This is a genomic window from Citrobacter sp. RHB21-C05, assembly GCF_013889015.1.
Classification (GTDB): domain Bacteria; phylum Pseudomonadota; class Gammaproteobacteria; order Enterobacterales; family Enterobacteriaceae; genus Citrobacter_A; species Citrobacter_A sedlakii.
This window is the reverse complement of record NZ_CP057611.1, coordinates 4,315,651-4,329,756: the sequence shown is the minus strand read 5'-3', so window position 1 is coordinate 4,329,756 and position 14,106 is coordinate 4,315,651. Positions and strand designations below refer to the sequence as shown.

At 54.9% G+C, this 14,106-nt stretch carries 12 protein-coding genes; 8 read left to right on the top strand and 4 right to left on the bottom strand.

The features are described 5' to 3' along the window. Window positions 1-142 precede the first annotated feature (142 nt). Window positions 143-2,140 carry a choline BCCT transporter BetT gene (gene betT, locus HVX72_RS20595; protein ID WP_042291302.1) on the top strand — a complete coding sequence of 666 codons (1,998 nt, stop codon included), beginning with the start codon at window positions 143-145 and terminating at the stop codon, window positions 2,138-2,140. Window positions 2,141-2,176: 36 nt separating this feature from the next. On the opposite strand, the gene HVX72_RS20590 is transcribed toward betT, so the two are convergent. Continuing rightward, window positions 2,177-2,707 (bottom strand): lipocalin family protein, encoded by a 531-nt coding sequence (locus HVX72_RS20590; RefSeq protein ID WP_181822192.1) that lies wholly within the window; start codon window positions 2,705-2,707, stop codon window positions 2,177-2,179. Between the two features lie 187 nt (window positions 2,708-2,894). Here HVX72_RS20590 and HVX72_RS20585 point away from each other — a divergent pair, with 187 nt between their 5' ends. Together HVX72_RS20585 and rluF are read left to right on the top strand one after the other, a co-directional pair. Beyond that, window positions 2,895-3,854: a DUF523 and DUF1722 domain-containing protein gene (locus HVX72_RS20585; protein WP_042291296.1), complete on the top strand. Its 960-nt coding sequence runs from the start codon at window positions 2,895-2,897 to the stop codon at window positions 3,852-3,854. Window positions 3,855-4,012: 158 nt separating this feature from the next. Beyond that, entirely contained in the window at window positions 4,013-4,888 is an 876-nt protein-coding gene (gene rluF, locus HVX72_RS20580; RefSeq protein ID WP_042291291.1) for a 23S rRNA pseudouridine(2604) synthase RluF, read from the top strand. Here rluF and HVX72_RS20575 read toward each other — a convergent pair. The 3 genes from HVX72_RS20575 to lysC form a co-directional block, all read right to left on the bottom strand. Next, window positions 4,885-5,157, bottom strand: a complete 273-nt coding sequence (locus HVX72_RS20575) for a DUF3811 domain-containing protein (protein ID WP_042291290.1) — start codon at window positions 5,155-5,157, stop codon at window positions 4,885-4,887. The two genes, rluF and HVX72_RS20575, sit on opposite strands and share 4 nt — an antisense overlap. Before the next feature lie 135 nt (window positions 5,158-5,292). Next, a complete protein-coding gene (panS, locus tag HVX72_RS20570) occupies window positions 5,293-6,219 on the bottom strand; it encodes a ketopantoate/pantoate/pantothenate transporter PanS (RefSeq protein WP_042291287.1) in 927 nt (308 codons plus the stop codon). 195 nt (window positions 6,220-6,414) lie between these two features. After that, a complete protein-coding gene (lysC, locus tag HVX72_RS20565) occupies window positions 6,415-7,764 on the bottom strand; it encodes a lysine-sensitive aspartokinase 3 (protein WP_042291284.1) in 1,350 nt (449 codons plus the stop codon). 314 nt (window positions 7,765-8,078) lie between these two features. Here lysC and pgi point away from each other — a divergent pair, with 314 nt between their 5' ends. The 5 genes from pgi to HVX72_RS20540 all read left to right on the top strand — a co-directional run bounded on the left by pgi (window position 8,079) and on the right by HVX72_RS20540 (window position 13,967). Further along, window positions 8,079-9,725: a glucose-6-phosphate isomerase gene (gene pgi / locus HVX72_RS20560; protein WP_181822191.1), complete on the top strand. Its 1,647-nt coding sequence runs from the start codon at window positions 8,079-8,081 to the stop codon at window positions 9,723-9,725. A gap of 417 nt (window positions 9,726-10,142) precedes the next feature. Continuing rightward, window positions 10,143-10,385: an exopolysaccharide production protein YjbE gene (yjbE, locus tag HVX72_RS20555; RefSeq protein WP_042291277.1), complete on the top strand. Its 243-nt coding sequence runs from the start codon at window positions 10,143-10,145 to the stop codon at window positions 10,383-10,385. Window positions 10,386-10,498: 113 nt separating this feature from the next. Continuing rightward, window positions 10,499-11,137 carry a YjbF family lipoprotein gene (locus HVX72_RS20550; RefSeq protein ID WP_042291275.1) on the top strand — a complete coding sequence of 213 codons (639 nt, stop codon included), beginning with the start codon at window positions 10,499-10,501 and terminating at the stop codon, window positions 11,135-11,137. Then, a complete protein-coding gene (locus HVX72_RS20545) occupies window positions 11,134-11,871 on the top strand; it encodes a capsule biosynthesis GfcC family protein (RefSeq protein ID WP_042291268.1) in 738 nt (245 codons plus the stop codon). The genes HVX72_RS20550 and HVX72_RS20545 overlap by 4 nt, the downstream gene beginning before the upstream one ends. Then, complete coding sequence (locus HVX72_RS20540; protein WP_042291266.1) at window positions 11,871-13,967, top strand: YjbH domain-containing protein; 2,097 nt, start codon at window positions 11,871-11,873, stop codon at window positions 13,965-13,967. The genes HVX72_RS20545 and HVX72_RS20540 overlap by 1 nt, the downstream gene beginning before the upstream one ends. Window positions 13,968-14,106: the final 139 nt, after the last annotated feature.

The following is a 14,106-nucleotide window of genomic DNA, read 5'->3' as shown; positions in this document are numbered from 1 at the left end:
GTGTGATTCACCCTCAATATTCGTTTATCTCAGGACCACCCTGCGGGATATACGACCTGAGAATTAGAATTAATTTTGTTAGGATGTCAGCAATTAGGTCTTTTGCTAATGCGAAATTAGCCTCCAACGCAATGGATATTCTATGAGTGAAACAGAAACGACACCCCTGAAATCAAAAAGCCAGATTAACAAAGCAGTATTTTTTACGTCTGCTTTGTTAATTTTCCTTTTGGTCGCCTTCGCAGCGATCTTTCCTGAAATCGCTGACAAAAATTTCAAGCTGCTACAGCAGAGCATTTTCACCAACGCCAGCTGGTTTTACATTCTGGCGGTTGCGTTGATCCTGTTGAGCGTGACATTTCTTGGCCTTTCCCGTTACGGCGATATTAAGCTCGGCCCGGACCACGCACAGCCGGATTTCAGCTATCACTCGTGGTTCGCCATGCTCTTTTCCGCGGGGATGGGGATTGGCCTGATGTTCTTTGGCGTCGCTGAACCCGTCATGCACTACCTTTCGCCGCCTGTGGGTACGCCTGAAACCGTCACCGCGGCAAAAGAGGCGATGCGTCTGACATTTTTCCACTGGGGGCTTCACGCCTGGGCAATCTACGCGATAGTGGCGCTGATCCTTGCTTTTTTCAGCTATCGTCACGGCTTGCCGCTAACGCTTCGCTCCGCGCTTTATCCCATTATTGGCGATCGCATATATGGCCCTATCGGGCATGCCGTTGATATTTTTGCCGTCATTGGTACCGTTTTTGGGGTGGCCACGTCACTGGGTTATGGCGTATTGCAAGTCAATGCCGGGCTTAATCATCTTTTTGACGTGCCGATAAATGAAACGGTTCAGGTCATTCTGATCGTGGTAATTACCGGGCTGGCGACAATTTCAGTGGTTTCCGGGCTGGATAAAGGTATTCGTATTTTGTCGGAATTGAACCTCGGTCTCGCCGTTTTGCTACTGGCGTTGGTTCTGCTGCTGGGGCCGACGGTGCTTTTACTGAAGTCCTTTGTAGAAAACACCGGTGGCTATTTATCGGAACTGGTGAGTAAAACATTCAACCTGTACGCCTATGAACCGAAGTCCAGTAACTGGTTGGGCGGCTGGACGCTGCTGTACTGGGGATGGTGGCTGTCCTGGTCTCCGTTTGTCGGCATGTTTATCGCCCGAGTTTCCCGGGGCAGAACGATCAGGGAGTTTGTCACGGGCGTGCTGTTTGTACCGGCCGGTTTCACGCTGATGTGGATGACCGTGTTTGGCAACAGCGCTATCTACCTAATTATGTTCCAGGGCGCCAACGATCTGGCTACAACCGTTCAGCAGGATGTGGCCCTGGCGCTGTTTAATTTCCTCGAACATTTCCCGTTTTCCGGGGCGCTTTCGTTTATCGCTATGGCGATGGTGATCGTTTTCTTTGTGACCTCTGCCGATTCGGGCGCCATGGTGGTCGATACGCTGGCCTCTGGCGGGTCCAGCAATACGCCTGTCTGGCAGCGCATTTTCTGGGCCTCGTTGATGGGCATTGTCGCAATTGCCCTTCTGCTGGCGGGTGGGCTAAGCGCGTTGCAGACGGTGACAATAGCCAGTGCGCTGCCGTTCTCAGCGATATTGTTGATTTCGATTTACGGTTTGCTCAAAGCGTTGCGCCGGGATCTGACCAAACGCGAAAGCCAGAGCATGGCGACGATTGCGCCAACCGCCGCCAGAAACCCGATACCGTGGCAGCGCAGGCTGCGTAATATCGCCTATTTGCCGAAGCGCTCGCTGGTTAAACGTTTTATGGATGATGTGATCCAGCCTGCTATGGTACTGGTCCAGGAAGAGTTGAATAAACAGGGTACGCTTAGCCACATCAGCGATGCGTCGGAGGATCGCCTCCGGCTGGAAGTTGATCTGGGAAACGAGCTGAACTTCATCTATGAAGTCAGGTTGCGGGGGTATAATTCTCCAACCTTTGCCCTGTCCGCACTGGAAAATGACGAGCAGCAGAATGAACAGCATAAATATTATCGTGCTGAAATTTATCTGAAAGAGGGCGGACAAAACTACGACGTGATGGGCTGGAATCAGGAACAAATCATCAACGACATTCTTGACCAGTATGAAAAACATCTCCACTTTTTGCATCTGGTTCGGTAATACCTTTCATGCCGTCCCGAAGGGCGGCATGAGTCTTTATGGCGTCTGCTTCACCCACACAAGTTGATCGACCCGGAAGCCCAGACTGCGCGCGGTGGCGAGATAATCCTGCTTCACCGCGTCCGGGATAGTGGGCGTGCGCGACAGGATCCACAGATAGCTGCGGTCCGGGCCGCTGACCAGCGCGTGCTGGTAATTATCATCCAGTTTAATCACGTTATAGCCGCCGTAGAACGGCCCGAAGAACGAGACTTTCAGCGCGGCCGTGGTTGGCTCACCCGTGAAATAGGCTTTCCCTTCGCTCTCATCCCACGTATTTTTCACCGGGTCGTAACCGCGGTTAAGCACGCTAATACCGCCGTCGCTGCGCTTGCCGTAGGTGGCGGTCACCTGCTCAAGCCCCCGCTCAAAGCGGTTTTCCAGGCGGGCGACTTCGTACCATTTGCCCAGATAGCGACTGGCGTCAAAATTCGTAATGGGCTGAACGCCTTTCGGCGGCGTGGGGGATTTACAGGCAACCAGCGTCAACGCAATCGCGACACCGGTTACGACAGGCCATAGCTTCATGAGAACTCCTTTCATCTACGCAGTTGGAAGTAAAGTGTAGTGCAAACGGTTCGCGCTTCATTCAAACCGGCGTGATTGGCAGAAGATTGAGAGTAATCTTTATCCACTGTTATGCGCCTGTTACATAAGAGTATGCCCAGCAGCTAAAATATCATTACGCCTTATGATTCACAGTCAGGAGAAGAGCATGAACGTGCAACCCGTTATTGGTATCAGCGGCTGTTTAACCGGATCGAACGTTCGTTTTGACGGCGGCCACAAACGTATGGGCTTTGTCATGGATGAACTGGCGCAGTGGGTCACGTTCAAACCGATATGCCCGGAGATGGCGATTGGCCTGCCCGTTCCGCGTCCGGCGCTGCGCCTGGTGCAGACGGCGGCAGGGGACATCCGGATGCGCTTTAGCCATGCGCCGCATGAGGATGTGACGGACAACATGGCGACGTTTACCGACAGCCATCTCTCGCGTTTGGGCGATCTGGCCGGCTTTATCGTCTGTGCAAAATCACCCAGTTGCGGCATGGAGCGGGTACGGCTGTACGATGAAAAAGGCAATCGCGGGCGTAAAGAGGGCGTCGGTCTGTTCACCGGCGCCTTAATGGCGAGCTATCCCTGGCTGCCCGTTGAAGAAGATGGCCGTCTGCACGATCCGGTGCTGCGGGAAAATTTCGTTGAGCGGGTATTTGCCCTGCACGAACTCAACGCGTTGCGTGAAACGGGCCTGACGCGACGTGCGCTACTGGACTTCCACAGTCGCTACAAACTCCAGTTGCTGGCGCACCATCAGGCGGGGTATCGCGAGATCGGGCCGTTTGTCGCCTCATTACATGAATGGGACGATCTGGAGGCGTTTTTCGTGGTGTACCGCGAAAAGCTGATGACGATCCTGAAAAAACCGGCCTCGCGGAAAAACCACACCAATGTGCTGATGCATATCCAGGGGTATTTCCGTAACCAACTCAATAGCCGCCAGCGTGGGGAGCTGCGCGACGTCATTCTTAACTATCGCGCCGGTGTGTTGCCGATCCTCGCCCCGTTAACGCTGCTGAAGCACTATCTGGCCGAATACCCGGATCGCTACCTGCTGACGCAAAACTATTTTGATCCCTACCCGCAGGATCTTGCCCTGCGTCTGACGGTAAACTGAGTGAGTGGTGCGCGTGATGGCGGGGCGTAGCAACGTGGTTCTTTTTTATCGCCCCAAAGGTAAGGTATATTTCGCTTTTAATACACACCGGCATTCAGGCTGTATCAAGGCGGCAAGGGAGTAACACCCTGGAGAATGCAGTGTCTACAGGAGAAACTATGCTGCCCGACTCATCCATCCGACTCAATAAATACATCAGCGAAAGCGGGATCTGCTCGCGTCGTGAAGCCGACCGCTTTATCGAACAAGGAAATGTCTTCATTAACGGCAAGCGCGCCACCATCGGCGATCAGGTGATGCCGGGCGACGTGGTGAAGGTCAACGGTCGGCTGATTGAGCCGCGTGAAGCGGAAGATTTGGTGTTTATCGCCCTGAACAAGCCGGTGGGGATCGTCAGCACCACTGAAGACAGCGAGCGTGACAATATCGTTGATTTCGTTAACCACAGTAAGCGCGTGTTCCCGATTGGCCGACTGGATAAAGACTCGCAGGGATTGATTTTCCTGACCAACCACGGCGATCTGGTGAACAAAATCCTGCGTGCCGGAAACGATCATGAAAAAGAGTACCTGGTGACGGTCGATAAGCCGATCACCGACGAGTTTATTCGTGGTATGGGCGCGGGCGTGCCGATCCTTGGTACGGTCACTAAAAAGTGTAAGGTAAAAAAAGAAGCGCCATTTGTGTTCCGCATTACCCTGATTCAGGGGCTGAACCGCCAGATCCGCCGGATGTGCGAATACTTCGGTTACGAAGTCACGAAGCTTGAACGTACGCGCATCATGAATGTGGGCCTTGCCGGGCTGCCGCTCGGCGAATGGCGCGACCTGACGGATGACGAACTGATTACGCTGTTTAAGCTGATCGAAAACTCATCGTCTGAAGCGAAACCGAAGGCAAAATCGAAGCCGAAAACCGCGGGGATAAAGCGCCCGGTGGTGAAGATCGAAAAACCGAAAGAAAAAGAGAAAGCGCGCCCGGCGGCAAACGGTAAGCGTTTCACCTCGCCGGGGCGTAAAAAGAAAGGTCGTTAACGTCGGCCGCGCGTTGGCGTATTCGCCGACCAGGAGAACGACGCCGCTGAATCCGGTTTGTAAGCCTGCTTTTTCTTCAACTGGCGGGCTTTTTTAGCTTCTGCTTCGCGCAGGGCCATCAGTTTATCGATGTACTCCTTCTTCACGCTGTTGGTTTCGCTGTTCGTCAGCGGACGGCCATGTGCAATGCGCGCGCGATCCAGCAGCGTTTTCAGCTCGCGCTGCTCGCGTTCCGTCATCTCTTTTTGGGTAATGCGGGGGAGTGCCATGCGGGTGTCCTCAATCGGATAGTGCAACCAGTGTACGGCAAAGAGGCGATGCTTTGTAGGCCAGATAAAGCGAAGCCGCCAACTGGCCTGTATAACCCAATGGCGCGTAGCTTATCAGGCCTTTGTTTCCGTTAATTATTGATGCTTGTTTTTCCCAATAGGCTTACCGGACCAGTAACCGGCCAGCAGTGAGCCGGAAAGGTTGTGCCAGACCGAGAACAGCGCGCCGGGCAGGGCGGCGAGCGGGCCAAAGTAGATTTTCCCCAGCGCCGCGGCGAGGCCGGAGTTTTGCATGCCCACTTCAATCGCCAGCGTCCGGCAGGTGGATTCATCAAACCCGAACAGGCGTCCGCCCCAGTAGCCGCCGAGCAAACCGAGGGTGTTATGCAGGATCACCGCTATAATCACCACAAAGCCGACCGAAGCAATATGCGAGGCGGAACCGGCCACCACGGCGCTGATGATCGCCAGAATGCAGACCATCGAAAACGCGGGTAAATAGGGCTCTACCGCTTTTACCACGCGGGGAAACAGATGGTGCACCACCAGACCCAGAGCGATCGGGATCACCACTATCTGCAAAATGCTGAGCAGCATGCCCATCACATCCACCTGAATGTGCGCATCAACGTACAGCCGCGTCAGCAACGGCGTCGCCACCACCCCGACCAACGTCGAGACGGACGAGATGGTGACGGAGAGCGCCACATCACCCTTCGCCAGATAAATCATCACGTTTGAGGCCGTGCCGCTGGCGACGCTGCCCACCAGCACCATACCTGCGGACAGTTCCGGCGGCATCCTGAACGCCAGCGCCAGCACCCAGGCCGCGAGCGGCATCAGCAGATAATGCAGGAAAATCCCGGCAGCCACCGGCGCAGGCCGGGAAAGCACGCGTTTGAAATCGTCAACCTTAAGGTGAACGCCCATGCCGAACATAATCAGCATCAGTAGGGTGGCGATCCACGGACCGACCGGCGTAAAAGTGGAGGGGGTGTAATACGCAATAACAGAGAGCAGCAGCGCCCATAATGGGAACAGCCGCGTGAGAGTGGCCAGCATGTTTCATTCCTTGCGATAAGTGTGTTGTGTCGTTATAAACAGGCCGGGATCGAGCCTGGCCATGCTTATTGTTTATCGCGGAAGCGTTTAATATTCAAACAATTTATGTTTGTCGGAAGCATTGTGCGGACGGTAATGAAATAAAAAGGCCCGATGACGCTTGCGCGCATCGGACCTTCCGGCATAAAAATTCAATCACTCAAACAAATTATGGTGCAGCTTCTGCACAACCTGTTCAGCTTCTGCGCCCGGCACCAGGAAGCACAGGTTATGGCTGGATGCCCCGTAGCAGATCATACGGATGTTAAACGGTTCCAGCACGCCAAACACCTCTTTGCCGACGCCGCAGGCTTTCGACAGATCGTTGCCAATCAGGGCCACCAGCGCCAGACCTTCTTCGACCTCCACCCGACACAGCGCGGACAGTTCCATCAACAGTGACTGCGTCAGCAGCGTATCGCCGGTCGAGGTTGAACCGGTAGTGTCGAGGGTCAGCGCCACGCTGACTTCCGACGTGGTAATCAGATCGACCGAGATATTATGACGCGCGAGAATACCGAACACTTCGGCCAGGAAGCCACGCGAATGCAGCATATTCAGGCTGTGCAGGGTGAGCAGCGTCTGCTTGCGGCGCAGCGCCAACGCGCGGAACAGTGGCGGGTTTTGGGTTTTGTTGCACACCAGCGTACCGCCCGCTTTTGGGTCTTTGCTCGATCCGACAAAAACCGGGATATCACTGCGTACCGCCGGCAGTAGAGTCGCGGGATGGAGAACTTTTGCGCCAAAGGTGGCCATTTCCGCGGCTTCTTCGAAGGCGATTTCGTCGATGCGTTTTGCCGCCGGCACGACGCGGGGATCGGTGGTGTAAATGCCCGGAACGTCCGTCCAGATATCCACTCGCGTCGCGTTCAGCGCTTCGGCCAGCAGCGCTGCCGTGTAGTCACTACCGCCGCGACCCAGCGTCGTGGTGCGGCCTTTGCTTTCACTGCCAATAAAGCCCTGGGTGATGATCAGCCCTTCGCTCAGGCGCGGCGCCAGCTGCAGCGATGCCAGTTCCGCCAGCGCGGCAACGTCCGGCTCGGCACGACCAAAGCGATCGTTCGTCCGCATGATTTTCCGTACGTCGAACCACTGCGCCTGCACGTTGCGTTCGCGCAGGATCTCAACAAACAGCAGGGTCGACATCAGTTCGCCGTGGCTGACCAGCTCGTCTGTCAGCGCTGCCGAGGTGGCTAATGAGGCGGCTTCCGCCAGCGTGGTGATATTTTCCAGCAGGCGTTCGATCTCTTCACGGATCACGTTCGGGTAACGCAGGCGTTCAAGAATATCGAACTGAATTTGCCGAATGGCGTCGAGTTTTTCAAAACGCGCAGGCGGCTCCAGTCCCTCCGCCAGCGCAACCAACAGATTGGTGATACCCGCCGAAGCGGAAAGCACCACCACGCGCACGTTGGTGTCGGAAAGCACCACGTCGGCGCTACGGTTCATGGCATCAAAATCGGCTACGCTGGTACCGCCAAATTTGGAGACGACTAGCTCTGTCATAACAACCTCGTGTCAGGGAATGAGAAAGCGACCATGGCACAAGGGCAAAACAGAAACCGGTGCAGGCGCAAATGCAAATTTAACTCGCGTATTTATAAATAAAATGAGTGGCCTGGACTGTCAACGCCGGGATTATGCGGATTTTTTATGCTGCGTTTAGGCTCAGTAAAGGTGCTAATAACGTCTATACTTTTGGCTTCTTTTCATTTCGTTTGACCATGGCCAGGGCAACGGCATTAAAACAATCACACTTTTCGGTGACTGGCGTTACAATCGATCCCAGTCACAATTCTCAAATCAGAAGAGTATTGCTCATGAAAAACATCAACCCGACGCAGACTTCTGCCTGGCAGGCACTCCAGAAACACTTTAACGAGATGAAGGACGTTACCATCGCGGATCTGTTCGCGAAGGATAGCGATCGCTTCAGCAAATTCTCCGCAACGTTTGACGATCTGATGCTGGTGGATTTCTCCAAAAACCGCATCACGGAAGAAACGCTGAGCAAACTGCAGGATCTGGCGAAAGAGACCGATCTGGCGGGCGCCATCAAGTCCATGTTCTCCGGCGAGAAAATCAACCGTACTGAAGACCGCGCCGTGTTGCACGTGGCGCTGCGTAACCGTAGCAATACCCCCATTATCGTTGACGGCAAAGATGTGATGCCGGAAGTCAACGCGGTACTCGAGAAGATGAAAACCTTCTCTGAAGCGATCATTTCCGGTCGCTGGAAGGGTTACACCGGCAAAGCGATTACCGACGTGGTGAATATTGGTATTGGCGGCTCCGACCTTGGTCCGTTCATGGTTACCGAAGCGTTGCGTCCGTACAAAAATCACCTGAACATGCACTTTGTTTCCAACGTCGATGGTACCCACATCGCTGAAGTGCTGAAGACAGTGAATCCGGAAACCACTCTGTTCCTGGTCGCCTCCAAAACCTTCACCACTCAGGAGACCATGACCAACGCCCACAGCGCGCGCGACTGGTTCCTGAATACCGCCGGTGACGAAAAGCACGTGGCGAAGCACTTCGCGGCGCTGTCTACCAACGCGAAAGCGGTCGGCGAGTTCGGTATTGATACCGCCAACATGTTTGAATTCTGGGACTGGGTGGGCGGCCGTTACTCTCTGTGGTCAGCGATTGGTCTGTCGATTATCCTCTCTGTGGGCTACGACAATTTTGTTGAGTTGCTCTCCGGCGCGCATGCAATGGACAAGCACTTCTCCACCACCGCGCCAGAGAAAAATCTGCCGGTGCTGCTGGCGCTGATCGGTATCTGGTACAACAACTTCTTTGGCGCAGAAACCGAAGCGATTCTGCCGTACGACCAGTATATGCACCGCTTTGCGGCCTACTTCCAACAGGGCAACATGGAATCCAACGGCAAATACGTTGACCGTAACGGCAATCCGGTGGATTACCAGACGGGTCCCATCATCTGGGGCGAGCCGGGCACTAACGGCCAGCACGCGTTCTACCAGTTGATTCACCAGGGGACTAAGATGGTGCCTTGCGATTTTATCGCCCCGGCGATTACGCACAACCCGCTGTCCGACCACCATCCGAAGCTGCTGTCTAACTTCTTCGCCCAGACCGAAGCGCTGGCGTTTGGTAAATCCCGCGAGGTGGTTGAGCAGGAATACCGCGACCAGGGTAAAGATCCGGCGACGCTTGAGCACGTTGTGCCGTTCAAAGTGTTCGAAGGCAACCGCCCGACCAACTCTATCCTGCTGCGCGAAATCACGCCGTTTAGCCTGGGCGCGCTGATCGCGCTGTATGAGCATAAAATCTTCACTCAGGGCGTGATTCTTAACATCTTCACTTTTGACCAGTGGGGCGTAGAGCTGGGCAAACAGCTGGCTAACCGTATTCTGCCGGAGCTGAATGATGATAAAGAGATCAGCAGCCATGACAGTTCAACCAACGGGTTAATCAACCGCTATAAAGCCTGGCGCTAATCGGCTTTGAAACGCAGCCGTAGCGGCTGCGTTCATGCTGTCATTCCAATGAATTTATCGAACTCATTTTAAGCCGATATTCATATCGGCTTTTTTATAAGATAATTCTGTTTGTCCGTGCTGATGCGCAAATAATGATATTGAGCTTAATCCTAAAATAATGAATACCCCTAAAATCACCCTGAGTTATTTTAGGAAAATACGGAGGGTAAAGGCATACGCATGAAATTTCAACGCATTGATTATAAAGCGTAATGATATTTACATTAAAATGAATTGCTCACCAAAAGTCCAATTATCCTAAAACGACTTCGCTATTTAGACCCGCCGCAATCCGCATGCTTTAGTTGTGTATACTCGATCCCGCCCGAAACGCTTTTGGGTAAATCTCCATTCATTCAATGAAGGGAAATTGTTATGAAAAAAGTTCTGTATGGCATTTTTGCCATATCTGCGCTTGCGGCGAGCTCTGTCTACGCAGCCCCCGTTCAGGTGGGTGAAGCGGCAGGTTCGGCGGCGACGTCGGTGTCAGCGGGCAGTTCCTCCGCGACCAGCGCCAGCACCGTAAGCTCAGCGGTGGGTGTCGCTCTGGCGGCAACCGGCGGCGGTGACGGTTCCAATACCGGGACCACCACCACCACGACCACCAGTACCCAGTAACACCGGTACGTTTAACCATAACCACACTTCGGTGTGGTTATTTTAGATTTCCGAAAGCCTGTGGGCCTGAAGGCCAGGGTTACGCACCCCTGGCAACCATGCGGAGAAGAGTCGTGAAGCGACCTGGAATCATCTTTATTTGCCTGCTGTTACAGGCATGCTCAGCCACCACCAAAGAACTGGGCAACTCACTGTGGGACAGCATGTTCGGTACGCCTGGCGTCCAACTGACGGACGACGATATCCAGAATATGCCCTATGCCAGTCAGTATATGCAGCTTAACGGCGGACCGCAGCTGTTCGTGGTGCTCGCCTTCGCGGAGAACGGGCAGCAGAAATGGGTGACCCAGGATCAGGCGACTCTCGTGACCCAGCATGGTCGGTTGGTAAAAACGCTTCTCGGCGGCGACAACCTTATAGAGGTCAATAACCTCGCTGAAGACCCGCTAAGAAAGCCCAACCAGATCGTCGACGGCGCCACCTGGATCCGCACGATGGGCTGGACCGAATTCAGGCAGGTTCGCTACGCCACCGCGCGCTCGGTCTTTACGTGGGACGGCAGCGATACAGTGAAGGTAGGCAGTGATGAAACGCCGGTACGTGTGCTGGACGAGGCGGTGACCACCGACCAGGCACGCTGGCATAACCGCTACTGGGTAGACAGCGAAGGGCAGATTCGCCAGTCAGAGCAGTATTTGGGGGCGGACTTCTTCCCGGTGAAAACCACGCTGATCAAGGCGGCAAAATCATGATGAGACGAACGCTTACCGCGCTGCTCTTAAGCCTGAGCGCGTCATCGGTTATTGCCGCGGGCACCGTCAAGGTCTTTATGGCAGGGGGCGAGGAAGCCAAAACGCTGACCGGCGCGGAACACCTGATCGATCTGGTCGGCCAGCCGAGGCTGGCGAATAGCTGGTGGCCGGGGGCGGTCATTAGCGAAGAACAGGCTACCGCCACGGCACTGCGTCAACAGCAGGCGCTGGTCGCGCGACTGGCGGCGCTGAGCGCGGAAGAGAGCGGTGACGATGCCGCCGCTATCAACACCCTGCGCCAGCAAATTCAGGCGCTGAAGATCACCGGCAGGCAACATATCACGCTCGACCCGGACGTGGTGCGCGTTAGCGAACGCGGTAATCCGCCGCTCCAGGGAAACTACACGCTGTGGGTAGGCGCGCAGCCCACGGAGGTCACTCTGTTCGGCCTGCTGAGCCGTCCCGGAAAACAACCGTTTATGCCCGGACGCGATGTCACCCATTATCTTGACGGACAAAACTTGCTCAGTGGCGCGGATCGCAGCTACGCGTGGGTTGTTTATCCTGATGGACGCAGTCAGAAAGTGCCGGTCGCTTACTGGAATAAACGTCACGTTGAACCGATGCCGGGCAGTATCATTTTTGTAGGGCTTGACGATTCTGTCTGGAGCAGCGAACCGGACGCGCTGAACGCCGACATTCTCCATACCCTGACGCAGCGGATACCCGAATAATGAAAAAAACACATCTGCTCAGCTTACTGGCGCTGGGCATCAGCGCGGCCTGCCACGCCGAAACGTACCCGGCGCCCATTGGCCCCTCTCAGTCTGACTTTGGCGGCGTAGGATTATTACAAACCCCGACCGCGCGCATGGCGCGTGAGGGTGAGCTGAGTCTCAACTATCGTGATAACGATCAGTACCGTTACTACTCGGCTTCCGTACAGCTTTTCCCCTGGCTGGAAACCACACTGCGTTATACCGACGTGCGAACCCGCCAATACAGTAGCGTAGAGTCTTTCTCCGGCGATCAAACCTATAAAGATAAAGCCTTCGATCTGAAGCTGCGACTTTGGGAAGAAAGCTACTGGATGCCGCAGGTGGCGGTGGGGGCGCGGGATATCGGGGGGACCGGCCTGTTTGACGCCGAATACATCGTGGCGAGCAAGGCCTGGGGTCCGTTTGATTTTTCACTTGGGCTCGGCTGGGGTTATCTGGGGACCAGCGGCAACGTCACAAACCCGCTGTGTTCCTACAGCGACAAATATTGTTACCGCGATAATAGTTATAAGCAGGCGGGATCCATTGACGGTAGCCAGATGTTCCACGGCCCGGCTTCGCTGTTTGGCGGCGTTGAATACCAGACACCCTGGCAGCCGCTACGTCTGAAGCTGGAATATGAAGGGAATAATTACCAGCAGGACTTCGCGGGCAAGCTGGAACAGAAAAGCAAGTTTAACGTCGGCGCCATTTATCGCGTCACCGATTGGGCCGACGTTAACCTCAGCTATGAGCGCGGCAACACCTTTATGTTTGGCGTCACGCTGCGTACAAACTTCAACGATTTGCGCCCCTCTTACAGCGATAACGCCCGACCGAAATACCAACCGCAGCCCCAGGACGCGATCCTGCAACACTCGGTGGTAGCGAACCAGCTTACGCTGCTGAAATACAATGCCGGACTGGCGGATCCAAAGATTCAGGTGAAGGGTGATACCTTGTATGTCACCGGCGAGCAGGTGAAATACCGCGACTCGCGTGAAGGGATCGAACGTGCGAACCGGATCGTGATGAACGATCTGCCAGAGGGGATCCGCACGATCCGCGTAACCGAAAACCGGCTTAACCTGCCGCAGGTGACCACCGAGACGGACGTCTCCAGCCTGAAACGTCATCTTGAAGGGGAACCGCTGGGACACGAAACGCCGCTGGCGCAAAAACGCCTTGAGCCTGTGGTTCCCGAAAGTACCGAGCAGGGCTGGTATATCGACAAGTCGCGCTTTGCTTTCCACATCGATCCGGTGCTGAACCAGTCCGTGGGCGGGCCGGAAAACTTCTACATGTACCAGTTGGGCGTCATGGCGACGGCCGATCTGTGGGTCACCGACCATCTGTTGACCACCGGTAGCCTGTTTGGCAACCTTGCCAACAACTATGACAAGTTTAACTACACTAATCCGCCAAATGACTCGAAGCTGCCGCGTGTGCGTACCCGGGTGCGTGAATATGTGCAGAACGACGCTTACGTCAATAACTTACAGGCCAATTACTTCCAGTATTTCGGCAACGGCTTCTACGGACAGGTCTACGGGGGTTATCTGGAAACCATGTACGGCGGCGCGGGGGCAGAGGTTCTTTACCGTCCGGTAGACAGCAACTGGGCCTTTGGTCTCGACGCGAATTACGTGAAACAGCGTGACTGGCGCAGCGCGAAAGAGATGATGAAATTCACCGACTACAGCGTTAAAACCGGGCATTTGACCGCCTACTGGACGCCGTCGTTTGCGCAGGATGTGCTGGTGAAAGCGAGTGTCGGTCAGTATCTGGCGGGCGATAAGGGCGGCACGCTGGATATTTCCAAACGCTTCGACAGCGGCGTGGTGGTGGGCGGTTACGCCACCATCACAAACGTGTCGCCGGACGAATACGGCGAAGGGGACTTCACCAAAGGGGTATATGTCTCGATTCCGCTGGATCTCTTCTCCGCCGGCCCGACCCGCAGCCGGGCGGCGGTTGGCTGGACGCCGCTGACGCGTGACGGTGGTCAGCAGTTGGGACGTAAATTCCAGCTGTACAACATGACCAGCGACCGGAGCGTGAATTTCCGTTAATGCTGTTAGCCGGGCGGCACAGCGCTTGCCCGGCTAACGTTTTTGTCGCTCCGCTAACCGCAGCGCCATCGGATGAATAAACAAACATAAACAAAAAATATAGATCACCGTCACATTTTTGCGTTATACAGGAACCTCG